26 protein-coding genes are annotated in these 26,219 nt (G+C 71.2%); 15 read left to right on the top strand and 11 right to left on the bottom strand.

The genetic code is table 11. The features are described from left to right. The first annotated feature begins 8 nt into the window (after positions 1-8). Positions 9-209 (top strand): helix-turn-helix transcriptional regulator, encoded by a 201-nt coding sequence (locus tag LG395_RS17620; RefSeq protein ID WP_171156091.1) that lies wholly within the window; start codon positions 9-11, stop codon positions 207-209. Between the two features lie 69 nt (positions 210-278). Here the strand turns inward: LG395_RS17620 and LG395_RS17615 are convergent, their stop codons facing one another. Next, the gene (locus LG395_RS17615) at positions 279-1,322 is read right to left on the bottom strand and encodes a zinc-dependent alcohol dehydrogenase family protein (RefSeq protein WP_225810378.1); all 1,044 of its coding nucleotides are present in this window, start codon (positions 1,320-1,322) and stop codon (positions 279-281) included. 295 nt (positions 1,323-1,617) lie between these two features. Between LG395_RS17615 and LG395_RS17610 the strand changes: the two genes are divergently transcribed. From LG395_RS17610 to LG395_RS17590, 5 genes are all read left to right on the top strand, one after another. Then, positions 1,618-3,030, top strand: a complete 1,413-nt coding sequence (locus LG395_RS17610) for a condensation domain-containing protein (protein WP_225810377.1) — start codon at positions 1,618-1,620, stop codon at positions 3,028-3,030. Positions 3,031-3,285: 255 nt separating this feature from the next. Further along, complete coding sequence (locus LG395_RS17605) at positions 3,286-3,528, top strand: hypothetical protein (RefSeq protein ID WP_171156085.1); 243 nt, start codon at positions 3,286-3,288, stop codon at positions 3,526-3,528. Between the two features lie 104 nt (positions 3,529-3,632). Continuing rightward, positions 3,633-3,974, top strand: a complete 342-nt coding sequence (locus tag LG395_RS17600) for a hypothetical protein (protein WP_171156083.1) — start codon at positions 3,633-3,635, stop codon at positions 3,972-3,974. A 208-nt stretch (positions 3,975-4,182) separates the two neighbouring features. Beyond that, positions 4,183-4,398 carry a hypothetical protein gene (locus LG395_RS17595; protein ID WP_171156081.1) on the top strand — a complete coding sequence of 72 codons (216 nt, stop codon included), beginning with the start codon at positions 4,183-4,185 and terminating at the stop codon, positions 4,396-4,398. A 320-nt stretch (positions 4,399-4,718) separates the two neighbouring features. Then, positions 4,719-5,063 (top strand): hypothetical protein, encoded by a 345-nt coding sequence (locus LG395_RS17590; RefSeq protein WP_225810376.1) that lies wholly within the window; start codon positions 4,719-4,721, stop codon positions 5,061-5,063. Positions 5,064-5,221: 158 nt separating this feature from the next. Here LG395_RS17590 and LG395_RS17585 read toward each other — a convergent pair whose 3' ends face one another. The 3 genes from LG395_RS17585 to LG395_RS17575 form a co-directional block, all read right to left on the bottom strand. Continuing rightward, positions 5,222-5,509: a hypothetical protein gene (locus LG395_RS17585; protein ID WP_171156077.1), complete on the bottom strand. Its 288-nt coding sequence runs from the start codon at positions 5,507-5,509 to the stop codon at positions 5,222-5,224. 155 nt (positions 5,510-5,664) lie between these two features. After that, positions 5,665-5,958, bottom strand: coding sequence for a hypothetical protein (locus tag LG395_RS17580; protein ID WP_225810375.1), 294 nt, complete (start codon positions 5,956-5,958; stop codon positions 5,665-5,667). Positions 5,959-6,111: 153 nt separating this feature from the next. Beyond that, positions 6,112-6,597 (bottom strand): hypothetical protein, encoded by a 486-nt coding sequence (locus LG395_RS17575; protein ID WP_225810374.1) that lies wholly within the window; start codon positions 6,595-6,597, stop codon positions 6,112-6,114. 451 nt (positions 6,598-7,048) lie between these two features. Between LG395_RS17575 and LG395_RS17570 the strand changes: the two genes are divergently transcribed. Continuing rightward, positions 7,049-7,897, top strand: coding sequence for a hypothetical protein (locus LG395_RS17570; protein ID WP_225810373.1), 849 nt, complete (start codon positions 7,049-7,051; stop codon positions 7,895-7,897). Positions 7,898-7,961: 64 nt separating this feature from the next. After that, a complete protein-coding gene (locus LG395_RS17565; RefSeq protein WP_171156070.1) occupies positions 7,962-8,237 on the top strand; it encodes a hypothetical protein in 276 nt (91 codons plus the stop codon). Between the two features lie 435 nt (positions 8,238-8,672). On the opposite strand, the gene LG395_RS41460 is transcribed toward LG395_RS17565, so the two are convergent. Next, positions 8,673-9,422, bottom strand: coding sequence for a chaplin (locus LG395_RS41460; RefSeq protein ID WP_171156068.1), 750 nt, complete (start codon positions 9,420-9,422; stop codon positions 8,673-8,675). A gap of 236 nt (positions 9,423-9,658) precedes the next feature. Here LG395_RS41460 and LG395_RS17555 point away from each other — a divergent pair, with 236 nt between their 5' ends. Together LG395_RS17555 and LG395_RS17550 are read left to right on the top strand one after the other, a co-directional pair. Next, a complete protein-coding gene (locus LG395_RS17555) occupies positions 9,659-9,898 on the top strand; it encodes a heavy-metal-associated domain-containing protein (protein ID WP_171156066.1) in 240 nt (79 codons plus the stop codon). Positions 9,899-9,985: 87 nt separating this feature from the next. Beyond that, a complete protein-coding gene (locus tag LG395_RS17550) occupies positions 9,986-12,277 on the top strand; it encodes a heavy metal translocating P-type ATPase (protein WP_225810372.1) in 2,292 nt (763 codons plus the stop codon). A gap of 743 nt (positions 12,278-13,020) precedes the next feature. Here the strand turns inward: LG395_RS17550 and LG395_RS17545 are convergent. From LG395_RS17545 to LG395_RS17525, 5 genes are all read right to left on the bottom strand, one after another. Continuing rightward, the gene (locus tag LG395_RS17545) at positions 13,021-14,310 is read right to left on the bottom strand and encodes a citrate synthase (protein ID WP_171156062.1); all 1,290 of its coding nucleotides are present in this window, start codon (positions 14,308-14,310) and stop codon (positions 13,021-13,023) included. A gap of 282 nt (positions 14,311-14,592) precedes the next feature. Continuing rightward, positions 14,593-16,848: an SF1B family DNA helicase RecD2 gene (gene recD2 / locus LG395_RS17540; protein ID WP_225810371.1), complete on the bottom strand. Its 2,256-nt coding sequence runs from the start codon at positions 16,846-16,848 to the stop codon at positions 14,593-14,595. A gap of 91 nt (positions 16,849-16,939) precedes the next feature. Beyond that, a complete protein-coding gene (locus LG395_RS17535) occupies positions 16,940-17,320 on the bottom strand; it encodes a VOC family protein (protein WP_171156058.1) in 381 nt (126 codons plus the stop codon). Between the two features lie 509 nt (positions 17,321-17,829). Beyond that, the gene (locus LG395_RS17530; RefSeq protein ID WP_171156057.1) at positions 17,830-18,537 is read right to left on the bottom strand and encodes a DUF2637 domain-containing protein; all 708 of its coding nucleotides are present in this window, start codon (positions 18,535-18,537) and stop codon (positions 17,830-17,832) included. Between the two features lie 84 nt (positions 18,538-18,621). Further along, positions 18,622-18,834, bottom strand: a complete 213-nt coding sequence (locus LG395_RS17525) for a hypothetical protein (protein WP_171156055.1) — start codon at positions 18,832-18,834, stop codon at positions 18,622-18,624. Positions 18,835-19,245: 411 nt separating this feature from the next. Here LG395_RS17525 and LG395_RS17520 point away from each other — a divergent pair, with 411 nt between their 5' ends. The 5 genes from LG395_RS17520 to rbsD all read left to right on the top strand — a co-directional run bounded on the left by LG395_RS17520 (position 19,246) and on the right by rbsD (position 25,164). Then, a complete protein-coding gene (locus LG395_RS17520; protein WP_225810370.1) occupies positions 19,246-20,304 on the top strand; it encodes a LacI family DNA-binding transcriptional regulator in 1,059 nt (352 codons plus the stop codon). After that, positions 20,301-21,857 carry a sugar ABC transporter ATP-binding protein gene (locus tag LG395_RS17515; RefSeq protein WP_171156051.1) on the top strand — a complete coding sequence of 519 codons (1,557 nt, stop codon included), beginning with the start codon at positions 20,301-20,303 and terminating at the stop codon, positions 21,855-21,857. The genes LG395_RS17520 and LG395_RS17515 overlap by 4 nt, the downstream gene beginning before the upstream one ends. Beyond that, entirely contained in the window at positions 21,847-23,796 is a 1,950-nt protein-coding gene (locus tag LG395_RS17510; protein WP_171156049.1) for an ABC transporter permease/substrate-binding protein, read from the top strand. The genes LG395_RS17515 and LG395_RS17510 overlap by 11 nt, the downstream gene beginning before the upstream one ends. 79 nt (positions 23,797-23,875) lie before the next feature. Beyond that, the gene (locus LG395_RS17505; protein WP_171156046.1) at positions 23,876-24,778 is read left to right on the top strand and encodes a ribokinase; all 903 of its coding nucleotides are present in this window, start codon (positions 23,876-23,878) and stop codon (positions 24,776-24,778) included. Then, complete coding sequence (gene rbsD / locus LG395_RS17500; protein WP_171156044.1) at positions 24,775-25,164, top strand: D-ribose pyranase; 390 nt, start codon at positions 24,775-24,777, stop codon at positions 25,162-25,164. Before LG395_RS17505 ends, rbsD begins: the two co-directional genes overlap by 4 nt. A gap of 249 nt (positions 25,165-25,413) precedes the next feature. Here the strand turns inward: rbsD and LG395_RS17495 are convergent, their stop codons facing one another. Then, complete coding sequence (locus LG395_RS17495) at positions 25,414-26,214, bottom strand: sugar phosphate isomerase/epimerase family protein (protein WP_263982697.1); 801 nt, start codon at positions 26,212-26,214, stop codon at positions 25,414-25,416. Between the last annotated feature and the right edge of the window lie 5 nt (positions 26,215-26,219).

Genomic DNA, 26,219 nt, shown 5'->3' with positions numbered 1-26,219 from the left:
TGCAACGCATGGCCGACCGAAGGCTCTGGTCCTACAAGGAGATCGCGGCGCACATCCGGGTGCAGCCGGACACCGTACGGTCCTACCGCAAGCACGGGCTGCTGCCCCCGCCCGACCACGTCGAGCGCGGCAAGCCCTACTGGTACGCCGACACCGTCCGCGCCTGGGTCGCCTCCCGTCCCGGCAACCGCGGCCGCAGAGAGGACTGACGCGCTCTCGCGGACACGGCGCCGGGCGGCGGGGAGGCCGGGAGGGGAGCGGTGACGGGCGCTGGGCTGTCAGCTCCAGGGTTCGATGACCGTGACGCCCGCGCCCGGCGCCGTGCCCATCGCCGCGAGCGCCGCCGGGGCGGCGTCGAGAGTGATGGTCCGGGTCACCAGGAGGTCCGGGCGCAGCACGCCGGCGCGGACCAGGCGCAGCATGCCGGGATAGGCGTGGGCGGCCATGCCGTGGCTGCCGAGGAGTTCCAGCTCCAGGGCTGTCGCGCGGGCCAGCGGGACCGGGGTGGTGCCGTCGGGCGAGGGCAGCAGGCCGACCTGGACGTGCCGGCCGCGGCGGCGCAGACCGTTCACGGAGGCGGCGCAGGTGGCCGGCGAGCCGAGGGCGTCGAGGGAGAGGTGGGCGCCGCCGCCGGTCAGCTCCCGGACGACGGCGGCCGGGTCGGACACCCCGGTCGCGTCCAGACACTCGGCGGCGCCGAACCTCCGGGCCAGCTCCAGCGCCCGGGGAGAGACGTCGACCGCGACGACCCGGGCCCCCGAGGCCGCCGCGATCATCACCGCCGACAGGCCGACCCCGCCGCAGCCGTGCACCGCGACCCACTCCCCCGCCGCCACCCGGCCCCGCTGCACCACGGCCCGGAACGCGGTGGCGAAGCGGCAGCCGAGGGCCGCGGCGGTGGCGTACGCCATGTCGTCCGGCAGCGCGACGAGATTGACGTCGGCGTGGTCGAGCGCGACGTACTCGGCGAAGGAGCCCCAGTGGTGGAACCCGGGCTGGGTCTGCCGCTCACACACCTGCTGGTCGCCCGCCGCGCAGGACGGGCAGCCGCCGCAGGCGCAGACGAACGGCACGGTGACCCGGTCGCCGGGCCGCCGGCCGGTCACCCGGGCGCCCACCGCCTCGACCACGCCGGCGAGTTCGTGCCCCGGCACGTGCGGCAGCGTGATGTCCGGATCGTGCCCCTTCCAGCCGTGCCAGTCGCTGCGGCAGAGGCCGGTGGCCTCGACACGGACGACCACCCCGTGCTCCGCGGGCTCCGGGTCGGGCACCTCCCGCACCTCGGCCGGCTTTCCGAACTCCTCGAACACCACCGCGCGCATGCATGCTCCTTCCTGGAACCTGTGCGAAGGCTAGGGCCTTTCGGCCCGAGGCGACGGTCTGCGGTCGTCGCCGCCGAACGTCGCTTGGCGGACGGCGAGTTCGCGCGACCACGGTCACACGTCACGTTTCCGACGGCGAACACCGGTCGCGCGGTGTGGTCCCCCGCCGGGCAGAGAGTCGCTTCACCGTTCGAGGCGTCACACATCCCGCTGAAAAGCCGACGACACAGCGGCCACCGCTCGCGCGCGGCTCCCCCTTGATCAAGCTGGTGTCCTCTGCGAAGGAGACGCCCCTGTGCGAATTTCTGACATTCAGCGCTGCGAGGTCCGGCCCGGACGGCTCGTCGAGTGGACGTTCAGCCCGGCGACCATCACGGCGGCGTCGGCACTGCCCTCGGACCCGCGGCCGCCGGCGTACATCCAGGAGTCACACGTCAGAACGGCACGGTCGGTGCGCGCGGACGGACTGTTCGTACCGACGTGGCTGGGCACGGCGTTCGACCTGCCGGGCAGGGCCGACCTCGACGCACTGGAACAGGCATTGCGTCACTGGACGGTGCGGCACGAGACACTGCGCAGCGGCTTCCGGTGGGCCGGCGACGAACTGCGCCGGTTCACGCTCCCCGAGCAGGACGTGTCCCTGCACCGCGAGGTGATCGGCGACTTCACCGACGCGAACGCGCTGGTCCGGTACATGCAGGACCGGTTCGATGTCGCCGCGGACGCGCTCGGCTGGCCGAACCTCATCTACGCGGCCGTCGTCCGCGACGACGCCACCAGCGTGTACGCGGTCTTCGACCACACCAATGTCGACGCCTACTCCCTCCAGCGCATCCCGGAAGAGATCCACGAACTGTACACAGCGGGCGTCACGGGCCGGCCCATCGCCGGTGCGGCCGTGGGGAGTTACGTGGACTTCTGCGAACAGGAGCGGGCGAACGCGGACGGGATCGACGACACGCACGCGATCGTCGCGCGCTGGCGAGCGTTCATCAGCCGGTGCGACGGACGGCTGCCGCAGTTCCCCGTCGACCTCGGCCTGCGACCCGGCACCGCGCTGCCCGCGCAGAAGCTGATGTGCGAGCCGCTCCTCGACGCGGACGGGGCCGCCGCCTTCGAGAAGCGCAGCCGGCCCCACGGCGGCAGTCTGGTGGGCCTGTTGGCCGCGACCAGTCTGATCGTCCACGAGCTCGGCGGGCACCCCTATTACCGCACGGTCGTCCCGTTCCACACCCGTCTGAAGCCCGCATGGTCGGACTCCGTGGGCTGGTACGTCGGCGGTGCGCCGATCGAGGTGCCCGCCGCACGGGACTTCGACGGCGCGCTCACCGCCGTCCGCGCCGAGTTGCGGGCGAACCGGGCGCTCGCGCGCATCCCGCTGGCCCGCGTACTGCGCCTGCTCGGCGCGGACTTCCGCCCCACGTCACCCGACCTGTACTCGATCGTCTCGTACGTGGACGCCCGCCCGACTCCCGGCTCGGCCCGCTGGACGGAGAGGAAGGCGTACGGGCTGATCCGGGTGTCGTACGGGGACCAGGTGTGCGTCTGGGTCAACAGGCTGCACGAAGGACTGTGGCTCGCCTGCCGTTACCCGGACACCGACGTCGCCTACAAGAACGTACGACGGTATGTCGAGGGGTTGCGGGACCTGATCTCCTCCGTGTCCGCGCGCGACGACCTGCGGGTCGCGGAGCCGGCGCTCTCCTGACGCAACCGTCCGTCCTTTCGCGCGTGTTGACACTCGCACCGCATCCCACCCGCACGACCGCACGCGGCATGGCGTCTCGCACCGCACGCCAACACGCCTACCGACTTGGGCAGTTGGCGACACGTCGCCGTTCGGGCCGTTGCCCCCTCGGGACACAGCCGTCCAGCGCGGAACAACCCGCTTGTTACTGCTAGTATCTAGACGATCACGCTAGGCAACTTAGCCTCACCGAACAAGCAAAGAACCGAGGGTTCCATGCGCAAGCTTCAGCAGGTCGTGTTCGCAGCAGTGGCGGCCGGCGGCCTGTCGGCCATCGGCGCCGGCACCGCCATTGCCGACTCCCCCGGCGGAGGGCTGCAGGTCAACGACCTCTACCGCCCCTACCAGGAGTGCAGCCCGCAGACGGTGTCCGAGAACGACATCCCGGTCGCCGTCCTCGGTCTCGCCGACACCATGGACACCACCTGCGGCCAGTACAACAACGCTTTCACCGGCTGAGCCGGGAGCCATCCGAGCGTCGAAGACAGAACCCGGCGCGGCCGGTGCCCGGGGCCCACGGTGCCCGGCCACCCGGGCACCCTTACAGAGGGAAAACGCATCACATGTTCAGCACGAAGAAGATCGTGGCCGTCTCGGGGCTGCTCGGGGGCCTCGCCCTGACCCTCACCGGCGCCGCCCAGGCGTACGCCGGGACCGGCCCGGGGACCTGCACACGGGACCTCCTGGGGACCCTCACCTGCACCCAGCGGATCACGGGGGAGGTCCCCGAGGACGGCGACATCCCCCACCAGGAGAACTGCCAGAAGGTGGAGCCCCTGACCCTGCCCGCCGCCGTGGGCAACGGCCACACGCGGCTCGGACCCGAGGTGACCTGCGACCCCAGGACACGGGGAGTACCCGAAAAGACCGACGACCGGCCGGAGTCGCCCGACTTGTGGGGCTGACCCCGGGACCCGCCGCCTTCCTGCCGACGGCTCACGGCGCCTCTACGGCATAAGAGGGACTACCGCGACATGTGGAGCGTAGATCCTGAATTACTACTCATCGTGCGCATAAGCTCACCGCGAGTAGTCAAGCCGGGCGTCACGCCTGGGTCAGAAAGGGGCAAACATGCGTACGTTTCAGCGCGCTGCGATCGTAGCGGCGGCGGTTATGGGACTGTCCACCCTCGGCGCCGGGGTCGGCTTCGCCTACGGCGGCGACGACTCGGCTCCCGAGGTCACCGCCGTGGCCAACTCGTCGGCGAACGCCGTGGCCGTCGGAGGCGGTTACACCGTGCAGCCGCAGGAGAAGCACGAGGGCCAGCCGGACGAGCAGGGCTACGGGGAGCACGAGGGCGACCACGAGGGCGAGCACGAGGGCGAGTAAAGACGTAACGGGGCCCATCGTCTCGGCGCCACGGCAACGGGCGCATCGACCTTCTCCGGAAGCCTGATGCACAGCTCACGAACTCGACGGTCCGGTCCCGCACCGGCTCGATCCGTTCGACGGTGGGCCGAGTGACACCCCAGCACCAACTCAGCCCGGACGCGCGGCGAAGCGCGCGTCCGGGCTGCCGCCATCCCGCCCGCGCGTCCGGTTCGCGACGCACCGGGCACGGGGATGGTCCGTTCCGACCTTCTCGGGCCCGGGCGCACGCCGGTGAACGGCACAGGCGCCCGGGCCTTCGTCGTAAAGGAGAACAACACATGTTCAGTCTGCAGAAGATCGCCACCGTCTCCGGGCTCGTCGGCGGTCTCGCCCTGGTGTGCGTCGGCACCGGACACGCGTACGCGGACGCGCGGCCAGGTGGCTGCGAGACCACCGCGCACGGGGGCACCGTCTGCGTCCGCAAGAACGAGACCCGGACCGACAAGGACGGCACACACTCCCTCAACCAGGAGCAGAACTGCTCGACGGCCGACCGGCCGCGCGTGGTGTTCCAGGAGGACGAACTGACGAACAGTGGGTCCGCCAACTTCGGACAGGTGGTGGACTGCTCCAACAGGGCCGAGCTGCCCAAGGGTTTCAAGAAGCCGAACCTCGAGTTCTGAGGAATGCCGGCGCATGCCGGGCCGGGAGCGACCCCGGCCCGGCATTTCGTTTCCGCGGACGCGCAGGGTCCGCCCCTACGGCCGCATACGCGCCGGACAAAGCAGATTCCCGGTGCCCCGGCCGATGGCCGGGGCACCGGGAACCGGTGTCCGCTGTACTAGCCGCCGAAGCTGTTGTTGCAGCCCATCGTCGAGCCGAGGTGGCTGGCCTGCGCTCCCGGGTTGCCCTCGCCGTTCGCCAGGTTGCCGCCCAGGCCGTTGCCGATGCCGACCTCGCCGAGGATGTCGAGGTTCAGGTCGTGCGACCTACAGGTGCTGCTCTGCTTGACGTCGAACTTGTCGCCGCCCTTGCCCCAGCCCTGGCCCGCGTGGGCAGCGCCGGCGCCCAGGAGCCCGACGCTTCCGATTGCGGCGACGAGGACGGCAGCCATGCGGATCTTGTGCATGTCATCTCCCGTGAAGTGAGGGTGGATCGCGATCTGTGAAAGACCGGCTTTCATGCGTTCGTGAAGCCTGGTACGTCGATGGTCCCGGCACCCTGCATGACGCTCGGTTGCCGGGACCATTGATCGTCCGGCGCCTGCCGCGCCGGACGGGGCTCTTAGAAGGCGCTGTTGTTGCAGCCCATCGTCGAGCCGAGGTTGGTGGCCTGGGCGCCCGGGTTGCCCTCACCGTTCAGCGCGTTGCCCAGGACGCCGTCGAGCAGGCCGACCTCGCCGAGGACGTCGAGGTTCAGGTCGTGCGACTTGCACTGCGAGCTCTGCGAGATCTTGAACTTGTCGCCGCCGTGGTCACCGCCCTTGCCGCCACCCTCGCCCGCGTGGGCGGTGCCGCTCATGAGTCCGATGGTCCCGAGCGCGGCGACCAGGACGGCAACGTTGCGAAGCTTGCGCATGTCATCTCCGAGTGGATGTGGGTGAGTGCGATCTGCGTTCGATCGACTCGTCTCAGTTACCGGAGGCTAATACGAAGTATCCCAAAACGGACATCGACGCGCCGAATTCGCGATCTCGCAACAGCAATGACCCAAAAGGCCGTACGGGTAGCGCTACTGCCGCATCGCGGTCGCGCTGGCAAGGGAGTTCGCCTGGCTGTTGGCCTGCGTGCAGTCGACGCCGCGCGTCTCGGACGCCGCGAGCAGGGCGACCGGGACGTTCGCGTCGAGCAACGACTGCGGGCTGCACTCCTGGTACGGACGGAACAGGTTGTTCTGGTGTACCGGGGCGCCCTGTTGCGACTGCGGGGCCTGCGGGGTGACTTGGGGACTGATCTGCGGGTTCAGCTGCGGGTTGATCTGCGGGGCGATTTCGGTGCCCCGCTGAGGGGGCGCCTGCCGCACGGCCGGTGAGCCGTACGTCTGCGCGGTCGCCTGGGACGAGGTCGCCGCGGCGGCCTGGGCGTCCGGCTGCGAGACGGGTGGCGGCGCGGCCCCGTTGTAGGCGGCGGGAGTTGCGGCGGAGCTGGGGCCGGCGCCGACGGCGGACAGACCACCGGCTGCTGCGACGACGAGCGCGACTTGCTGAAGCTTGCGCATGGAATCCTCGGCCCTTCATTGACCTGTGCACGGAACCTGGTGAAATGCCGATACGGCAGCCCAGTTGTCGCTGTTCTTGCTGCCCTCTGTGCGGCGGCGATGGAGCATCCCGCTCGGCGTCTGAGGAACGAGGCGGGAGCGGGCTCAGATACGGCGCCCCTTCGGGGGTCACCCATTTGACCCAAGGCGCGCGGCACTCGGCGCCGCCCGTCGGCGGGCAAACGGGTGACGGCTCCCAGGGCCCGTGACCACAGCGGGGAGTGGTCGTTCCAACGGGGAGAGGGGCAGCGGCCGTCAGCCCGTAGAGGGACGCGGGGATTCGCTGTCGGCTCCGACGCGAAGTCCGCGTGCTGATCAGCATCACCGGCTGACCGTGCAGTGCGAATGCCGCACCCGCCGCACGCGACCGCGCTGAATGCAATGTTTCAGGTATCGAAGGGCCGAGGGTTTCATGCGCAAGCTTCACAAGGCCGCGCTCGTTGTAGCGGCGGCCGGCGGTCTGTCCGCCATCGGCGTCGGCGTCGGCCACGCCGACACGCTCGCCGCGCCTGGCAGTCCGTCTCCGGCGCCGGCTCCCGAGTATCCGGCGTACCAGGCCCCGCCACCGCAGTACGCACAGCCGGTGCCGGCACCGCAGCAGGCCCCGCCTCCCCAGTACGCACAGCCCGCGCCGCAGTACGCACAGCCCGCACCCGCGCCACAGCAGGCCCCGCCACCGCAGTACGCACAGCCGGCGCCGGCACCCCAGTACGCACCCCCGGCACCGCAGTACGCACAGCCCGCACCGGCACCGCAGCAGGCCCCGCCTCCCCAGTACGCACAGCCCGCGCCGCAGTACGCACAGCCCGCACCCGCGCCGCAGCAGGCCCCGCCTCCCCAGTACGCACCGCCGGCGCCGGCACCCCAGTACGCACCTCCGGCACCGCAGCAGCCGACCGGTTACGCCACGGCCTCGGCCACCTCGCTCGGAACGGCCCAGGCCTCCTCCACGCCCTACCCGCAGCAGGCCGCTCCCCCGCAGCCGGTCCAGGCCGCTCCGCCGCAGCGGGCGCAGGTGGTGCCCCAGGTCATGCCCCAGGTCATGCCGCAGGTCGCCCCGCAGGTGGCGGTGCCCCAGACGTTCGCCCCGGAGCCTCCGGCGCACGTCGCCCCGCAGGTGAACCCCCAGGTGAACCCTCAGGTCAATCCGCTCCTCAACCCGCAGATCACGCCGGGGAGCGTGCCGGAACTGGCTCCGGTCGGCCTCGGGCAGGTCGCGGCGCCACCCGTCGGCCAGCTGGGGCTTCCCCGGCTCGGCTGACAGCCTCACCGAAATCCCGACCCGGTCTGGTGCAGATCGCGTCCCCTCAACCAACGGAGAACCAATGCGCACGTTTCACAAGGCGGTCCTCGTGGGCGCCGTCCTCGGCACTGTCGGCTCCTTCGGCGGCAACGTCGCCTTCGCACACGGTGAGCCGGGCCACGACCTGGACGTCACGCAGGGCATCGAGTGCCGCTCGCACGACATGAACATCGAGGTGATCGGCAGCATCGGCGCGATCACCGGCCTGGCGGGCAACCTGCTGAACGGTGAAGGAAACCCGGGCGCGCAGCAGAGCCACCTCGGCTCGGACATGGGCTGCAGCAACCAGGCGTTCTGACGCCGTCCTCGGCCTCGGGCACGCACAGACCACTTCCGTCGAGACCACGTCCATGCCCTCGCGTGTGGCGGGTCTCGTGGTCTGTGCGTGCCCTTTCCCGTTCCTGCGGTTCCCCGGAAACGCGTCACGGGCCCCGGAAGTCCTTCGCATGACTTCCGGGGCCCGTGACCGAAGGGAACGCACTCCTTCAACGACACGGCGCGCCCGGAGTCACGCGCCGGTCTCCCCCGGCCCGCGGCGATCACGCCACGGGCCGGGTGGGCACACGCGGCCCTCGCTCCCGCGGGACGGGGGCCGGCACCCGTCGGTGACGCGGGCACCGGCCCCGGGCCCGGTGCGTCGCCGGTCCAGCGCTGCGGGTCCGAAGGAGGACCCGGTGGGCCCGCAGCGCCTGTCCGCGCCGGGGGACACCCGGCGGCCGACGCGGCAGCCGCCTCAGCGGGCGTGGGCCCCACCGAAGCGGCGGTACAGGATGCCGCCCGTGACGATGAGCGCCATGCTGCCCGCGAGGGCGGGGGCCGTGAGGTCCGCTCCGGTGTGGGCCAGCGAGGACGCCACGGGACGCGGGGCGTGGTGGTACGGGACGGAAGCCGGAGGCCTGGGAGCCCGCGGCTTGGGGACAGGGGAGTGCGGGGTCTGGATGGGGTGATCGCCGGATTCGTTGACCGAGTGGTTGCCGAAGACGGGGTTGCCCACACCGACCACGTTGACGCTGTTCCCGGAGACGTTCACCGGCAGGTCCACCGGGAGCTGCAGGCCGTTGCCCGACAGCAGCCCCGGCGAGTCCGCGGTGCTGCCGTGGGCCGACGCCCCGCCGGACGCGACCGATGCGCCGGTGTCGCCCGCCCTGCCGGCTTTCGCCGCGCCACCGGTCCGGGCGACGCCGGCCTTCGCCGTGCCGCTCTTCCCGGCACCGGCGCTCTTCGCCGCGCCGCCGTTCACACAAGTGTTCCCCGCGGCCGGATTGAGCAGCCCCACTACGTCAACGGTGTTGCCGCAGATGTTCACCGGCACGTGCACCGGGATCTGGACGTTGTTGCCGGAGAGCACCCCGGGCGAGCCGGCCGCCGTTGCCTCGGCACCGGCCCCGTCGGCCGCGAAGGCGGCGGACACCGGGAACGCCACGACCATCGCGCCGGACGCGGCGGCGACGGCGAACACACCGTTTCGGGTAGTCCGTCTCATTGGTTTCCTGCCTTCCTGACATCATCGCGGGCACTTACCCGCACCCACATAAAACGGACGTGCCCCATCCGGAGTTATGGCGTGCCGCCCGCGAGTTGCTCCGGCCGGGCCCGCGGCCCTCCCACGCGAAGCGGATGTCACGCTGGCTCCATACCCCCTAGGGGTATAGTATGGCCATGCCGGGGAACCCCCCAAGTACCCCACTGGCCCCGAACACCTCGACGAGGAGTAACGACATGACCGCTCAGACCGACACCACGGGCTCCGTCACCACCGTCTACAAGGTGACCGGCATGAGCTGCGGCCACTGCGAGGGCTCCGTGTCCGGCGAGATCTCCCAGATCCCGGGCGTCAGCTCGGTGAAGGCCGTCGCGTCGACCGGCGAGGTGACCGTCGTCTCCGAGGCCCCGCTGGACGAGGAGGCCGTGCGCGCCGCCGTGGACGAGGCCGGTTTCGAGCTGGCCGGCCAGGCCTGAGGAAGACCTTCCCATTCCCCGACCCGGGCCGCGCCGACCAGCTGATACTGGATCCGTACGGCCCGGTCCGATGTCTGGAGTCCGGACATGACCAGCACCACCGCAGAAGCGGCTCGCACAGCCGCGGCCACGGGCACCACCTCCGAGGTCGAGCTGCTCATCGGCGGGATGACCTGCGCCTCCTGCGCCGCCCGGGTGGAGAAGAAGCTCAACCGGATGGACGGCGTCAGCGCCACCGTCAACTTCGCCACCGAGAAGGCCAAGGTCGCCTTCGCCGACGGCGTCCAGGTCGCCGACCTGATCGCCACCGTGGAGAAGACCGGCTACACCGCCGAGGAGCCCCCGCCGCCCCGGCCCGCGCCCGCGACGGAACCGCAGGCCCCCGCACCGGACACGGAACCGGACGCCCTGCGCCACCGCCTGCTCGTCTCCGCGCTGCTCGCCGCCCCCGTGGTCCTGCTCTCCATGATCCCGGCGCTCCAGTTCGACAACTGGCAGTGGCTCTCGCTCACCCTGGCCGCGCCGGTCGTCGTCTGGGGCGGCGCCCCCTTCCACCGGGCCGCCTGGACCAACCTCCGGCACGGCGCCGCGACCATGGACACCCTCGTCTCGGTCGGCACGCTGGCCGCGTTCGGCTGGTCGCTGTGGGCGCTGTTCTTCGGCGACGCCGGCATGCCCGGCATGCACGACGAGTTCCGCCTCACCGTCTCCCGCGTGGACGGCGCCTCCACGATCTACCTGGAGGTGGCCGCCGGGGTCGTCGCGCTGATCCTGCTCGGCCGCTATCTGGAGGCCCGCTCCAAGCGCCGCGCCGGCGCCGCCCTGAAGGCCCTGCTGGAACTGGGCGCCAAGGACGTGGCCGTGCTGCGCGAGGGCCGCGAGGTACGGATACCGGTGTCGTCGCTGGCCGTCGGCGACCGGTTCGTCGTCCGCCCCGGCGAGAAGATCGCCACCGACGGCACGGTCGTGGAGGGCGTCTCCGCGGTGGACGCCGCGATGCTCACCGGTGAGTCGGTGCCGGTGGACGTCGGCCCCGGCGACCAGGTCACCGGCGCCACGGTCAACGCGGGCGGCCGGCTGGTCGTGGAGGCCACCCGGGTCGGCGCGGACACCCAGCTCGCGCGGATGGCGAAGCTGGTCGAGGACGCGCAGAACGGCAAGGCCGAGGTGCAGCGGCTCGCCGACCGGATCTCCGCCGTCTTCGTGCCCGTGGTCATCCTCATCGCGCTCGGCACCTTCGGTGCCTGGCTGGGCGTCACCGGCGACACCGCGGCCGCGTTCACCGCCGCCGTCGCCGTGCTGATCATCGCCTGCCCCTGCGCCCTGGGCCTCGCCACGCCGACCGCGCTGATGGTCGGCACCGGGCGCGGAGCCCAGCTCGGCATCCTCATCAAGGGCCCCGAGGTGCTGGAGTCCACCCGCCGCGTGGACACGGTCGTCCTGGACAAGACCGGCACGGTCACCACCGGCCGGATGACCCTCCAGGCGGTGTACGTCGCCGAGGGCGAGGACGAGAAGGAGCTGCTGCGGCTCGCGGGCGCCCTGGAGCACGCCTCCGAGCACCCCGTGGCCCGTGCCATCGCCGCCGGCGCCGAGACGGCACTCCGCCCGCTCGAGCGGGGCCGGGAGAGCGCGGGGGCGCTGCCGCCGGTCGAACACTTCGAGAACGTGCCCGGCCGGGGTGTGCGCGGGCGCGTGGACGGCCGTGAGGTGGCCGTGGGGCGCCTCTACGACGACCTCCCGCAGGAGCTGGCCCGCGCGGCACGGGAGGCCGAGCAGGAGGGTCGTACGGCCGTCGTGGCGGGCTGGGACGGACGGGCCCGCGGGGTCCTCGCCGTCGCCGACGCGGTCAAGGAGACCAGCGCCGAGGCGATCCGCGGGCTGCGGGCGCTGGGGCTGACGCCGGTGCTGCTCACCGGGGACAACCGGACCGTCGCCGAGGCGGTCGCGCGCACGGTCGGCATCGACCCGGCGCACGTCCACGCCGAGGTGCTGCCCGAGGACAAGGTGGACGTCGTACGACGGCTCCAGCGCGAGGGGCGCGCCGTGGCCATGGTCGGCGACGGCGTGAACGACGCCGCCGCGCTCGCCACGGCGGACCTGGGCCTGGCCATGGGCACCGGCACGGACGCGGCGATCGAGGCCGGCGACCTGACACTGGTGCGCGGGGACCTCCGGGTGGCAGCGGACGCGATCCGGCTGTCGAGGCGGACGCTGGCCACCATCAAGGGCAACCTGGTGTGGGCCTTCGGCTACAACGTCGCCGCGCTGCCGCTGGCCGCCGCGGGGCTGCTCAACCCGATGATCGCGGGGGCGGCGATGGCCTTCTCCTCGGTGTTCGTGGTGACCAACAGCCTGCGGCTGCGGACCTTCCGGTAGGGCCGCGGCAATTGCCGGGGCGGATGTCCCGGCCCCCCTGGAGTCCGGCGCGAGCCTCACATAAGCTCTTCACAAGGCTCGCGCATCATCCTTACGCTTGAGCCCCGATCGCCGTATCGGGGCTCTTGCGCACCTAAAGGACATATGCAAGAGACGCAGATCACAGTGATGCGAACGTAACCCTCGAAGGGGTTCGAGGGTCTAAGTTGGCGGTGTCAGACCAGCGTCTTGGGGGGCGCTGACTGGCATCTGGGGATGTCTTGGGGGACTTCCTCAGAGATGCGTTGCCGGGGCACGTACACCGGGAAGCTTTGAGCGGCCCTTCCGGCGTGCGTTGTCCCGGCAGATCGCACCGCATCACTGGAGCAGGGCGGGTTTTGCTCGTTCTGCTCACCGACAGCGATTCAGGCGCTGTCCTCTCCGAGCGCCCGGCCGGATCCCGTGGGGGGAATCCGCACCGGGACATGGGAAGGCGCCCTGGTCGTCGGCCCGTGGGGGGACCGGCGTCTCAGGGCGCCTTCCGCTTTCGCGTCATCGCGTCATCGCGACTTCGTGCCGACGGCCTCTAGGTATGCCCGGCTCGTCACGCCGGCCACGGGGCGCGCGCGACCGCGCGGCCGGCCACCGACCGGCCCGCGGCCACGAGCAGCCCCGCCCGCTTCCGGGCCCTGACCGCGCCCGGCATGCCGCCACCAGGGCCGACAGCGGGACGCCACCACAGCGGCGCCCCTCACCGGCAGGTGTCAGCGCTCCTCGACCGGAACGAAGTCCCGCTCCACCACGCCCGTGTAGATCTGGCGCGGGCGGCCGATGCGGGAGCCCGGCTCCTTGATCATCTCGGTCCACTGGGCGATCCAGCCCGGCAGCCGGCCGAGGGCGAACAGGACCGTGAACATCTCGGTCGGGAAGCCCATGGCGCGGTAGATCAGACCGGTGTAGAAGTCCACGTTCGGGTACAGCTTGCGCTCGACGAAGTAGTCGTCGGACAGCGCGTGCTCCTCCAGCTTGAGGGCGATGTCGAGGAGCTCGTCCTCCTTGCCCAGCGCGGAGAGCACGTCGTGCGCGGCGGCCTTGATGATCTTGGCGCGCGGGTCGAAGTTCTTGTAGACCCGGTGGCCGAAGCCCATCAGGCGGACGCCGTCCTCCTTGTTCTTCACCTTGCGGATGAAGGTGTCGACGTCGGAGCCCGAGTCGCGGATGCCCTCCAGCATCTCCAGCACGGACTGGTTGGCACCGCCGTGCAGCGGGCCCCACAGGGCGCTGATGCCGGCCGAGATCGACGCGAACATGTTGGCCTGCGAGGAACCGACCAGGCGGACCGTGGAGGTCGAACAGTTCTGCTCGTGGTCGGCGTGCAGGATCAGCAGCTTGTCCAGCGCGGCGACGACGACCGGGTCCAGCTCGAACTCCTGCGCCGGCACCGAGAAGGTCATGCGCAGGAAGTTCTCGACGTAACCGAGGTCGTTGCGCGGGTAGACGAACGGGTGGCCGATCGACTTCTTGTACGCGTACGCCGCGATCGTCGGGAGCTTGGCGAGCAGCCGGATCGTGGAGAGGTCGCGCTGCGTCTCGTCGAACGGGTTGTGGCTGTCCTGGTAGAACGTGGACAGCGCCGAGACCACCGACGACAGCATGGCCATCGGGTGCGCGTCGCGCGGGAAGCCCCTGTAGAAGTTCTTGACGTCCTCGTGCAGCAGCGTGTGCCGCGTGATGTCGTTCTGGAACGCCGTCAGCTGGTCGACGGTGGGCAGCTCGCCGTTGATCAGCAGGTACGCCACCTCAAGGAAGGTGGAGCGCTCGGCCAGCTGCTCGATGGGGTAGCCGCGGTAGCGCAGGATGCCCGCCTCGCCGTCGAGGTAGGTGATCGCGGATTTGTAGGCGGCGGTGTTGCCGTAACCGCTGTCCAGAGTCACCAGACCGGTCTGGGCGCGGAGCTTCCCGATGTCGAAGCCCTTGTCACCGACGGTGCTGTCGACCACCGGGTAGGTGTACTCGCCGTCGCCGTACCGCAGTACTACAGAGTTGTCGCTCACGTCTTCCCTCACCGACGTAGTGCCTCATCTTCGAGGTGCCCTGACTGTCTCTACCATCCCCCATTTGGCTCAGGAGAGTGCACTCGGGGTCGACCATTGGGCCTATTGGCGGCACTCAGTGCCGTCAACCTGCTCATCCTGCCCCCTCGGAGGGGTTACCGGAAGTGCTCTGTGACCTTCACGACTCGTTTGATCGATCATTTTGGCCGCGGGGCCGGATTCCGTGCCGCCACGGTGACTTCGGGGCCACCGCCCGTGACTTCGGGACCCGCTGCCGGGAGGTCAGGAGCCCAGTCTGAAGTCCAGGGCCGTGCAGCGCCGCCCGGCCGACACCGTGCGCACCGCCTGCCCGATCGCCTTGCGTGAACCGACGAGAACGACCAGCTGACGGGCCCGGGTGACCGCCGTGTAGAGCAGGTTCCGCTGGAGCATCATCCATGCTCCCGTGGTGACGGGAATCACCACGGCAGGATATTCACTGCCCTGTGAGCGGTGGATGGTCACCGCGTACGCGTGGGCCAGTTCGTCCAGTTCGTCGAATTCGTACGGAACCTCCTCATCCTCGTCCGTCAGCACGGTCAGGCGCTGGTCGACCGGGTCGAGCGAGGTGACGACACCCACGGTGCCGTTGAATACGCCGTTTTTCCCTTTCTCGTAATTGTTACGAATCTGGGTGACCTTGTCGCCGACGCGGAAGACCCGGCCGCCGAACCGCTTCTCGGGCAGATCGGGCCGCCCGGGGGTGATGGCCTGCTGGAGCAGCCCGTTGAGCGTGCCCGCGCCGGCCGGCCCCCGGTGCATCGGCGCGAGCACCTGCACGTCCCGGCGCGGGTCCAGCCCGAACCTGGCCGGGATCCGCCGCGCGGCCACGTCCACGGTGAGCCGGCCGGCGGCCTCCGTGTCGTCCTCCACGAAGAGGAAGAAGTCCTTCAGCCCGTCGGTGAGCGGATGCCGCCCCGCGTTGATGCGGTGCGCGTTGGTGACGACACCGGACTGCTGGGCCTGCCGGAAGACCCGGGTGAGCCGGACGGCCGGGACGGGGCTGCCGTCGGCGAGCAGATCGCGCAGGACCTCCCCCGCGCCCACGCTGGGCAGCTGGTCCACGTCTCCCACGAAGAGCAGATGGGCCCCCGGCGGTACGGCCTTCACGAGCTTGTTGGCGAGCAGCAGGTCCAGCATGGATGCCTCGTCCACGACCACCAGGTCGGCGTCGAGCGGGCGGTCCCGGTCGTAGGCGGCGTCCCCTCCGGGCTTCAGTTCCAGCAGCCGGTGCACGGTGGAGGCCTCGGCCCCGGTCAGCTCGGCCAGCCGCTTGGCGGCCCGGCCGGTCGGGGCGGCGAGCAGCACCTTGGCACGCCGGGCCCGGGCCAGCTCGACGATCGAGCGCACGGTGAAGGACTTGCCGCAACCGGGCCCGCCGGTGAGGACGGCGACCTTCTCGGTCAGCGCGAGCTTCACGGCCGCCTCCTGCTCGGGCGCGAGGTCGGCGCCGGTGCGGGATCCCAGCCACCCGAGCGCCTTGCCCCAGTCGACGTCCCGGAACCCGGGCATCCGGTCCTGGTCCGTGCGCAGGAGCCGCAGCAGCTGGGCGGAGAGGGAGAGTTCGGCGCGGTGGAAGGGGACGAGGTACACGGCGCTGACGGGCTCGTCGCCGCCGCCGTCGGGTCCGGGCACCTTCTCCCGGACGACCCCCGGATCGCCGCCGTCCTCCGGTACCCGGCCCAGCTCGCCCAGACACTCGATGACCAGCCCGGTGTCCACCTGGAGCAGCTTCACGGCATCGGCGATCAGCCGTTCCTCCGGCAGGAAGCAGTGCCCCTGGTCGGCGGACTGCGACAGTGCGTACTGCAGGCCGGCCTTCACGCGCTCGGGACTGTCGTGCGGGATCCCGACCGACTGCGCGATCTTGTCGGCGGTGAGGAAACCGATGCCCCAGACGTCGGCGGCGAGCTGGTAGGGGCGTTCCCTGACGACGGAGATCGATTCGTCGCCGTACTTCTTGTAGATCCGCACGGCGATGGAGGTGGACACCTCGACGGTCTGCAGGAAGAGCATGACCTCCTTGATCGCCTTCTGTTCCTCCCAGGCGTCGGCGATCTTCCTGGTGCGTTTGGGGCCGAGGCCGGGGACCTCGACGAGGCGCTTGGGCTCCTCCTCGATGATCCTCAGGGTGTCGACGCCGAAGTGCTGGGTGATGCGGTCGGCGAAGACCGGTCCGATGCCCTTGACCAGCCCGGACCCCAGATAGCGCCGGATGCCCTGGACGGTGGCCGGCAGTACGGTCGTGTAGTTCTCGACGTGGAACTGCTTGCCGTACTGCGGGTGCGACCCCCAGCGGCCCTCCATCCGCAGGGACTCACCGACCTGGGCACCGAGGAGCGCGCCGACCACCGTGAGGAGGTCCCCGGCACCTCTGCCGGTGTCGACCCGGGCGACCGTGTACCCGTTCTCCTCGTTGGCGTACGTGATCCGCTCCAGCACACCTTCGACCACGGCAAGACGCCGCTCGCCGGTCTGGGTCCCCGCCTGTTGAGCCATGATCCGACGGTACCGGGGGGGTATGACAGCGGCCCACCGGTGTTTGCCCGGCCATGGGCAACGCCGGACGCGATTCGCCCCGGGGCCGGGGTCAGAGGGGGTTGAGGCGAGCCTTGAGCAGGCAGAACTCGTTGCCCTCGGGGTCGGCGAGAACGTGCCAGGACTCGTCGCCGCTCTGACCGATGTCGGCCGGGCGTGCCCCGAGCTTCAACAGGCGTTCCAGCTCGGCGTCCTGGTCGCGGTCCGTGGCGTTGACGTCGATGTGCAGCCGCGACTTCCCCGGCTCCGGCTCGTCCCTGCGGCTGAGGAAGAGCGTCGGCTGCGCCCCGCCGAAGCCTTCTCGTGGGCCGATCTCGATGCTGCCGTCGTCTTCGCGTCCGAGCACCACGAAGTCCAGGACCTCGCACCAGAACCGCGCCAGCACCTCGGGTTCGCGGCAACCGAGCACGAGTTCACTGATACGACATGCCATGGACGGAACCTGCTCTCAGCGTGGGTCGGCCGGTACGACCGCGCGGAGCGGGTGGGCCCCGCACGGTGGGAACACGCCCGAGACCGTACCGGGCGGGGGGAGCGGGTGCGAAGGGTTTTGGGTTCCGGGGGCTGGTGGGTGAGGGCGGGATGAGGTGACGGCGGGGTGGGGGCGGCACGGGGTTCGTCGGTGCGGTTGGGCGCCTGGGTCCTGCGAGCCGTGCACGCTCGGCGATGGGCCTCCGGCCCACCTTTGACGGTGGTGGGGGCGCGGTCGTACCTCGCCGGCGCCGGGCTCGCTCGGCGGCCGACGGCCGGTGGGTGGGGGGCCGCCGTCACACCTCGCCCGCGCGCCAGGCCGGCTCGGCGGCCGGCCGTCGCCGTGCCGGGTGGGGGCGGCGGGGGTGATCGGCGGAACCGGGCCGGGGGCGTGGGGGGAGGGCCCGGGTGAGGCGGGACGGAGGTGGAACGGGTCTGCCTGTTGGGTCTGCGAGGGCCGCGACGCTTTGGTTACCGGCGGTGGCGGGGCTTGTCCTGGCGTGGGGGGAGCGTCAGCGTGATCTGGCGGACCAGTTGCTGGAAACATGCCAGGGACGCGCATGCCGGGAGGGCGGCGCCGGCGATTCCCGTGATCGTTCGGTCGGCCTGGACCACGCACAGCATCATCGCCACGGACGAGAACAGCAGGACGATGAACCACGAGTGCAGGGCTCGGCGCTGGTGCAAGGCGCTTCGCAGGATGGAGAGGGAAGCCACCATCCAGGGGCCGTACACCAGAATGGGCCACCAGGCGAACATCTCGCCGTTCGTGCCCGACGTGATGTGGCGCAGTGGCCCGTAGGCCGCCATTCCGCCGAATACGCTGACCATCGCCACGATGACGGCGACAAATGCGGCGATCACGAAGCTGCTGGTCTGCATCCATTTGACGCGGATTTTGCGAACCCGGCTCTTGCGGTGTCCGGCCCCGGCGGAGGGGCGTCGGATGGGTGGCAGTTGCGAGGTGATCCGGGCCAGGTTCTCCATCGGGTCGGCGTAGTCGACAGGCGGTGACGGCTCGTTGCGCGGGGGCGGAACCACGGCCGGCTGCTCGGCCGGGATGGCCTCCTGCAGCAGGTAGGCGAGTTCCTCGGCCGGGTCCCAGCCCGAGTCGGGTGGCACCAGGAGGGCCTCCGTGTCGAGGGCGTCGACGGGGCTGCCGTGCCAGACGGTACCCACCGTGTAAGGAGGTGTGTCCGCATACCGTTCACGCCGGGCGAAGGAGGAACCCGCATAGTCGTGATTCATGGAGATCCGCCCCCGTCACACGCGATCCGCGCGACAGTCAGAGTTCGCCTGGTCGGTCCACCGTTGATTAAGTTCCTCCTGCACCGCTTCCAGCAGCGTGAGGAACTCGCGGAGCAGCGATTCGGTGGCCTGGGGCTCGACGCGCACGCCGTCCCCGCGCAAGATGCCACGCGCCTCCAGCGAGCGTGCAACACCGGGTGTGTAAATATACTTTGCCACCGTCGCCATACGACTCGCAGACAGACTGTCTTTCCTCGCGTCGCGGTGAGGCAAGCCATGGAACCGTGCTGTCGTCATATTCGAGCTAACGCCGCCCCCTCTCCTCCAGATGCGCGGCAAATGAGTGAACATCGGCGCAGAGGAAACGTTGGAAGTGCGTTTTTTCATTTGTGTCATTCGCTTTTCAGCAGCCAGTTCGCGGGCCGAGTGGTTTGTATTCTGAGAACCCTCCCGGTCTGATCGTCCGTCCCGTGCCGGGTGGCTCGTCCGGACCGGGGGCGAGTGCGCCGCGTCACTCCGGTCACGATTGGGTCTCGGCCGTCCGTCGCCCCTTGCCTCCCGCCCGTGTAATCGATTCCAATCCTCCCTACGGCATCGATGTAATCGATTCCACGAGTCCACGAGGAGGTGGGACCGGCGATGGCGAGCATCAAGGACGTGGCCGCTGCGGCGGGTGTGTCCGTGGCCACCGTGTCGCGCGTGCTGAACGGGCATCCGTCCGTCAGTGCCGACGCGCGGACGCGGGTGATGGGGGCCGTGGACACCCTGGGGTACCGGCCCAACGCCGTCGCCCGGTCCCTGCGGACGGACCAGACCCATACGCTCGGACTGGTCATCAGCGACGTGCTGAACCCCTACTTCACCGAGCTGGCCCGTTCCGTCGAGGAAGAGGCCCGCGCGCTCGGCTACAGCGTGATCATCGGCAATGCCGACGAACGGCCCGAACTCCAGGACCACCACGTACGGAACCTGCTCGACCGGCGGATCGACGGGCTGCTCGTCTCCCCCACCGACGGCGGTTCGCCCCTGATGCTCGACGCCGCCCGGGCGGGGACGCCCATGGTGTTCGTCGACCGGTGGATCCCCGGCGTCGCCGTGCCGGTCGTACGGGCCGACGGTCAGGCGGCCGTGCGCGATCTCGTCGCCCACCTCCACCGGCTCGGACACCGGCGCCTCGCCATCATCGCGGGGCCCGCCGCCACCACGACCGGCAGTGAGCGCGTGGAGGCGTTCCGGGCCGCGCTCGCCGAGTACGGGCTGCCGCTCCCGGACACCTACATCGGGCAGGGCGACTTCCAGGCCGAGAGCGGACGGCGGGTCACCGAGGGGTTCCTCGACCTGCCGCGGCCGCCCGAGGTCGTCTTCGCCGCCGACAACCTGATGGCGCTCGGCGCGCTGGACGCCGTACGCGCGCGCGGGCTGCGCGTGCCCGACGACATCGCGCTGGCCGCGTTCGACGACATCCCGTGGTTCGTGCACACCGATCCGCCGGTCACCGCCATCGCCCAGCCGACCGGTGAGCTCGGGCGGGCCGCCGTACGGGCCCTGGTCGACCGGATCGAGGGGCGCACCCCGCGCTCCGTCACCCTGCCCGCGCGGCTCGTCGTACGCCGCTCCTGCGGAGAGGCGCACGTGCCCTCCCAGACCCCCGCACCCCCCACGCAGTCCCCCTCCCCAGTGCAAAGGAGCACGTCGTGAGCAACCCGGACGAGTTGCTGCGCATCGAGGGCATACGCAAGACCTTCCCCGGCGTGGTCGCGCTCGACGGCGTCGACTTCGACCTGCGCCGGGGCGAGGTCCATGTACTGCTCGGTGAGAACGGCGCCGGCAAGAGCACCCTCATCAAGATGCTCTCCGGTGCCTACACCCCCGATGCCGGCCGGATTCTCGCAGGAGGTGAGGAGGTGCGCATCCACGGTGCGCAGGACTCCGAACGCCTCGGGATCGCCACCATCTACCAGGAGTTCAACCTGGTTCCCGATCTGACCGTCGCCGAGAACATCTTCCTGGGGCGGCAGCCGCGCCGGCTGGGGATGATCGACCGGAAGCGGATGGAGGCGCAGGCCGCGACGCTGCTGGAGCGTGTCGGGGTCGACGTGTCGCCACGCGCGCGGGTGCGGGAACTCGGCATCGCGCGGCTGCAGATGGTCGAGATCGCCAAGGCGCTCAGCCTGGACGCGCGCGTGCTCATCATGGACGAGCCGACCGCCGTGCTCACCTCGGAGGAGGTGGAGAAGCTCTTCGCCATCGTGCGGTCGCTGCGCGAGGACGGCGTGGGGATCGTCTTCATCACCCACCACCTGGAGGAGATCGCCGCCCTGGGGGACCGGGTGACCGTCATCCGGGACGGGCGGAGCGTCGGGCAGGTGCCCGCCTCGACGCCCGAGGACGAGCTCGTACGGCTGATGGTGGGGCGCTCCATCGAGCAGCAGTACCCGCGTCAGCGGCCGGAGAAGGGTGCCGCGCTGCTGTCCGTCGAGGGGCTGGGCCGTGACGGCGTGTTCCACGACGTGAGCTTCGAGGTGCACGCCGGCGAGGTCGTCGGTATCGCGGGGCTCGTCGGGGCCGGCCGTACGGAGGTCGTCCGGGCGGTGTTCGGCGCCGATCCGTACGACCACGGGGTCGTGCGGGTCTCTGGTGCCGAGCTCAAGCGGCACGACGTGAACGCGGCGATGGCGGCCGGCATCGGGCTGGTGCCGGAGGACCGCAAGGGCCAGGGCCTGGTGCTGGACGCCTCCGTCGCGGAGAACCTGGGGCTGGTGACCCTCCGGTCGGCCACCCGGGCCGGGCTGGTGGACCGCAAGGCGCAGTACTCGGCCGCCGAGCGGATCGCCGGGCAGCTGGGCGTGCGCATGGCGGGCCTCGGGCAGCACGTGCGGACCCTGTCCGGCGGCAACCAGCAGAAGGTCGTCATCGGCAAGTGGCTGCTGGCCGACACCAAGGTGCTGATCCTGGACGAGCCGACGCGCGGTATCGACGTCGGCGCCAAGGTCGAGATCTACCAGCTGATCAACGAGCTGACGGCCGCCGGTGCCGCCGTGCTGATGATCTCCAGCGATCTGCCGGAGGTGCTCGGCATGAGCGACCGGGTGCTGGTGATGGCCCAGGGCCGGATCGCCGGTGAACTCCCGGCCGACGAGGCCACCCAGGACGCCGTCATGGCGCTCGCCGTCTCCACCCCGACCGCCGGCCCGGACTCCGCCGCCGGCTCCACCCCCACCACCGACAAGGAGGCCCCCCGTGGCCACTGACACGCTCAAGAGGCCGGCGGGCGCGAGTGGCGCCCCGGGCGGCCTGCGCCGGCTGCTCCTCGACAACGGCGCGCTCACCGCGCTGATCGTCCTGGTCATCGCCCTGTCGGCGCTGTCCGGCGACTTCCTGACGACGGACAACCTGCTGAACATCGGCGTCCAGGCGGCCGTGACGGCGATCCTCGCCTTCGGTGTCACCTTCGTGATCGTCTCGGCGGGCATCGACCTGTCGGTCGGCTCGGTGGCCGCGCTGTCGGCGACCGTGCTGGCCTGGAGCGCCACCTCCCACGGGGTGCCGGTCGTGCTGGCGGTGCTGATGGCGGTCGCCACCGGCATCGTCGCCGGTCTGGTGAACGGTTTCCTCATCGCCTACGGCAAGCTGCCGCCGTTCATCGCGACGCTGGCCATGCTGTCGGTGGGCCGCGGTCTGGCCCTGGTGATCTCGCAGGGCTCGCCCATCGCCTTCCCGGACTCGGTCTCCCACCTCGGGGACACCCTCGGCGGCTGGCTGCCGGTGCCGGTGCTGGTCATGGTGGTGATGGGGCTGATCGCCGCGTTCGTGCTGGGACGCACGTACATCGGCCGCTCCATGTACGCGATCGGCGGCAACGAGGAGGCCGCGCGGCTGTCCGGTCTCCGGGTGCAGCGGCAGAAGCTCGCGATCTACGCCCTGTCCGGGCTGTTCGCCGCGGCGGCGGGCATCGTGCTCGCGTCCCGGCTGTCCTCGGCGCAGCCGCAGGCCGCCGACGGTTACGAGCTGGACGCCATCGCGGCGGTCGTCATCGGCGGCGCCTCGCTGGCGGGCGGCACCGGCAAGGCGTCCGGCACGCTGATCGGCGCGCTGATCCTGGCGGTGCTCCGCAACGGCCTCAACCTGCTGTCGGTGTCCGCGTTCTGGCAGCAGGTCGTGATCGGTGTGGTGATCGCGCTGGCGGTGCTGCTGGACACGGTGCGCCGCAAGGCCGGCGCGACCCCGGTGGCCGCCGGCACGGGCGGGCCGAAGGGCAAGCAGGCGGCGACGTACGCGCTCGCCGCCGTGGTGACCGTCGCCATCGTCGGCGCGACCTCCTTCCTGCACGGCGGTTCCTCGTCGTCCACGACCCCGAAGCTGGGTCTGTCCCTGTCCACGCTGAACAACCCCTTCTTCGTGCAGATCCGGTCGGGTGCCCAGGCCGAGGCGAAGAAGCTGGGCGTGGACCTGACCGTCACCGACGCGCAGAACGACGCCTCGCAGCAGGCCAACCAGCTCCAGAACTTCACCAGTTCGAGCCTGGGCGCGATCATCGTCAACCCGGTGGACTCGGACGCGGCGAGCAACTCGGTGAAGGCAGCCGACAAGGCGAAGATCCCGGTGATCGCCGTGGACCGCGGGGTCAACCACGCGTCCGTGGACACGCTGGTGGCCTCGGACAACGTCGCCGGTGGCGAGCTGGCCGCGAAGACGATCGCCGAGAAGCTGGGCGGCAAGGGCAAGATCGTCATCCTCCAGGGCCAGGCGGGCACGTCGGCGGCCCGGGAGCGGGCGGCCGGGTTCGCCCAGGGCCTCAAGGCCTACCCGGGCATCCAGGTGCTGGCGCAGCAGCCCGCGGACTTCGACCGCACCAAGGGCCTCGACGTGATGTCGAACCTGCTCCAGGCCCACCCGGACGTGCAGGGCGTCATCGCCGCCAACGACGAGATGGCCCTCGGCGCGATCAAGGCGCTCGGCTCCAAGGCCGGCAGGTCCGTGCAGGTGGTCGGCTTCGACGGCACCCCGGACGGACTGACCGCGGTCAAGAACGGCACGCTGTACGCGTCCGTCGCCCAGCAGCCCTCGCAGCTGGGGAAGATCGCCGTGGACAACGCCCTGAAGGCGGTCAAGGGCGACAAGGTGGACCCGACGGTGAAGGTGCCGGTGAAGGTGGTCACGAAGGACAACGTGGCCGGCTTCACCGGCTGACAACAGGCGACTCGGGCGGGCGGCCCCGGGCACTTCCGGGGCCGGCCCGCCTGGCGTCATCTCTCAGGGGAGTCAACTGATGTACGACTACGACCTCCTGGTCGTGGGATCGGCCAACGCCGACCTGGTGATCGGCGTCGAGCGGCGGCCGGCCGCCGGCGAGACGGTGCTCGGCGGCGATCTGGCCGTGCACCCGGGCGGCAAGGGCGCCAACCAGGCGGTCGCGGCGGCCCGGCTCGGTGCCGCCACGGCCCTGCTGGCGCGGGTCGGCGACGACGGCCACGGCCGGCTGCTGCTCGACTCCCTGCGCGCGGCCGGGGTCGACACGGTGGGCGTGCTGGTGGGCGGGGCCCCGACGGGGGTCGCGCTGATCACTGTCGACCCGTCCGGTGACAACAGCATCGTGGTGTCGCCGGGTGCCAACTCCCGCCTGCTGCCGGCGGACGTCCGGGCGGCGGCGGGCGTGCTGGGCGCCTCCCGGGTGGTGTCGGCGCAACTGGAGATCCCGCTGGAGACGGTCGTGGAGGTCGTACGGAACCTGGCACCGGGCAGTCGCTTCGTGCTGAACCCGTCCCCGCCGCGTGAGCTGCCCGCGGAGGTGCTGGCGGCGTGCGACCCGCTGATCCTGAACGAGCACGAGGCGCGGGTGGTCCTCGGGGACGCCTGCACGAGCGACGACCCCGAGGACTGGGCCCGGCTGCTGCTGGCCAGGGGTCCCCGCTCGGTGGTGGTGACGCTGGGCGCGCAGGGTGCGCTGGTCGCCGACGGCTCGGGGACGGCCCGGGTGCCGTCGGTGAAGGTGGACGCGGTGGACACCACGGGTGCCGGGGACGCGTTCACCGCGGCCCTGGCCTGGAGGCTGGGGGCGGGTGCGGGCCTGGCGGACGCGGCGGCCTACGCGGCCCGCGTCGGCGCGGCGGCCGTGACCAGGCGGGGCGCGCAGGAGTCGTACCCGACGGCGGAGGAGGTCGAGGCCCTGTGAAGAAGGCGGGGATCCTCAACCGTCATCTCTCCGGCGCCCTGGCCGAGCTGGGCCACGGGCACGGGGTGCTGGTCTGCGACGCGGGCATGCCGATACCCGACGGGCCCCGGGTGGTGGACCTGGCCTTCCGTGCCGGTGTGCCGTCCTTCGCCGAGGTGCTGGACGGCCTGCTGGCCGAGCTGGTGGTGGAGGGCGCCACGGCGGCGGAGGAGGTGGAGGCGGCCAATCCGGCGGCGGCCGGGCTGCTGCGGACCCGTTTCCCTCGGCTGGCCCTCGTCCCGCACGAGCGGCTGAAGGAGCTCTCGGCCGGGGCGCGGCTGATCGTCCGCACCGGCGAGGCCCGGCCGTACGCGAACGTCCTGCTGCGCTGCGGGGTGTTCTTCTAGGGCGGAGACGGCCGGCACGTAGCGAGGGGGCGTCCCCGGCCCACAGGCCCGGGACGCCCCCTCGGCGTTTCCCCTCCCTCGCCGGAACCCGATCCCCCCCCCCGGGTCCCCCGTGGTTCCGACGACAGGTACGACACGGCGGGCGACGGAATGGTTGCACCCGCTTCCGGAATTCCTCCGCGCGGGTGAGCCCGGGTCTTCCGTCCGGATCAGGCCGGATCCCGCGAGCCCGGCATGGTCCGAGAGGCCCTAGCGGATCACGTGCTCCACGAACCGCTGCGCCGTCTCCGCCAGCACCTCCCGCCCGTCACGCGCCCACAGCCGCTCGTTGAACAGCTCGACCTCGATGGGGCCGGAGTACCCGGCGGCCTCCACCCGGCGCCTCCACTGACGCATGTCGATCGCTCCGTCGCCGAGCTGGCCGCGGCCGTTGAGGACGCCCTCGGGCAGGGGCGTGGTCCAGTCGGCGAGCTGGAAGGTGTGGATGCGGCCCGCCGCGCCCGCGCGGGCGATCTGCGCGGGCGCCTGGTCGTCCCACCAGACGTGGTAGGTGTCCACGGTCACCCCGACCTGGTGCGCGGGGAAGCGTTCGGCGAGGTCCAGGGCCTGGGCGAGGGTGGAGACCACACAGCGGTCGGACGCGTACATCGGGTGCAGCGGCTCGATGGCGAGGCGTACGCCGCGTTCGGCCGCGTAGGGGGCGAGGACGGCCAGCGCGTCGGCGACGCGTTCGCGGGCGCCGCGCAGGTCCTTGCTGCCGGCGGGGAGTCCGCCGGAGACCAGGACCAGGGTGTCGGTGCCGAGGGCGGCGGCCTCGTCGATCGCCGCGTGGTTGTCGCCCAGCGCCTCGGCCCGCTCGACGGGGTCGGTCGCGGTGAGGAAGCCGCCCCGGCACAGGGTCGTCACCGTCAGGCCCGCGTCCCGCACCAGCTTGGCCGCGGCCCGCACGCCGTACCGCCGCACCGGTTCCCGCCACAGGCCCACACCGGCAACGCCCAGCGCGGCGCAGGCGTCGGCCAGTTCGGGCAGGGACAGCTGCCTGACCGTCATCTGGT

Origin of the sequence: Streptomyces spinosus, from assembly GCF_020400655.1 — a bacterium.
GTDB classification, from domain to species: Bacteria; Actinomycetota; Actinomycetes; order Streptomycetales; family Streptomycetaceae; genus Streptomyces; species Streptomyces argyrophylli.
The sequence above is the reverse complement of the archived record's forward strand: the minus strand, read 5'-3'. Positions and strand labels throughout refer to the sequence as shown.

Bases quoted from the DNA above. Each gene is read 5' to 3' on its own strand.
- LG395_RS17620 (WP_171156091.1), top strand. From the start codon at position 9: ATGGCCGACCGAAGGCTCTGGTCCTACAAGGAGATCGCGGCGCACATC.
- LG395_RS17615 (WP_225810378.1), bottom strand. From the start codon at position 1,322: ATGCGCGCGGTGGTGTTCGAGGAGTTCGGAAAGCCGGCCGAGGTGCGG.
- LG395_RS17605 (WP_171156085.1), top strand. From the start codon at position 3,286: ATGCGCAAGCTTCAGCAGGTCGTGTTCGCAGCAGTGGCGGCCGGCGGC.
- LG395_RS17600 (WP_171156083.1), top strand. From the start codon at position 3,633: ATGTTCAGCACGAAGAAGATCGTGGCCGTCTCGGGGCTGCTCGGGGGC.
- LG395_RS17595 (WP_171156081.1), top strand. From the start codon at position 4,183: ATGGGACTGTCCACCCTCGGCGCCGGGGTCGGCTTCGCCTACGGCGGC.
- LG395_RS17590 (WP_225810376.1), top strand. From the start codon at position 4,719: ATGTTCAGTCTGCAGAAGATCGCCACCGTCTCCGGGCTCGTCGGCGGT.
- LG395_RS17585 (WP_171156077.1), bottom strand. From the start codon at position 5,509: ATGCACAAGATCCGCATGGCTGCCGTCCTCGTCGCCGCAATCGGAAGC.
- LG395_RS17580 (WP_225810375.1), bottom strand. From the start codon at position 5,958: ATGCGCAAGCTTCGCAACGTTGCCGTCCTGGTCGCCGCGCTCGGGACC.
- LG395_RS17575 (WP_225810374.1), bottom strand. From the start codon at position 6,597: ATGCGCAAGCTTCAGCAAGTCGCGCTCGTCGTCGCAGCAGCCGGTGGT.
- LG395_RS17570 (WP_225810373.1), top strand. From the start codon at position 7,049: ATGCGCAAGCTTCACAAGGCCGCGCTCGTTGTAGCGGCGGCCGGCGGT.
- LG395_RS17565 (WP_171156070.1), top strand. From the start codon at position 7,962: ATGCGCACGTTTCACAAGGCGGTCCTCGTGGGCGCCGTCCTCGGCACT.
- LG395_RS41460 (WP_171156068.1), bottom strand. From the start codon at position 9,422: ATGAGACGGACTACCCGAAACGGTGTGTTCGCCGTCGCCGCCGCGTCC.
- LG395_RS17555 (WP_171156066.1), top strand. From the start codon at position 9,659: ATGACCGCTCAGACCGACACCACGGGCTCCGTCACCACCGTCTACAAG.
- LG395_RS17550 (WP_225810372.1), top strand. From the start codon at position 9,986: ATGACCAGCACCACCGCAGAAGCGGCTCGCACAGCCGCGGCCACGGGC.
- recD2 (WP_225810371.1), bottom strand. From the start codon at position 16,848: ATGGCTCAACAGGCGGGGACCCAGACCGGCGAGCGGCGTCTTGCCGTG.
- LG395_RS17535 (WP_171156058.1), bottom strand. From the start codon at position 17,320: ATGGCATGTCGTATCAGTGAACTCGTGCTCGGTTGCCGCGAACCCGAG.
- LG395_RS17525 (WP_171156055.1), bottom strand. From the start codon at position 18,834: ATGGCGACGGTGGCAAAGTATATTTACACACCCGGTGTTGCACGCTCG.
- LG395_RS17520 (WP_225810370.1), top strand. From the start codon at position 19,246: ATGGCGAGCATCAAGGACGTGGCCGCTGCGGCGGGTGTGTCCGTGGCC.
- LG395_RS17505 (WP_171156046.1), top strand. From the start codon at position 23,876: ATGTACGACTACGACCTCCTGGTCGTGGGATCGGCCAACGCCGACCTG.
- LG395_RS17495 (WP_263982697.1), bottom strand. From the start codon at position 26,214: ATGACGGTCAGGCAGCTGTCCCTGCCCGAACTGGCCGACGCCTGCGCC.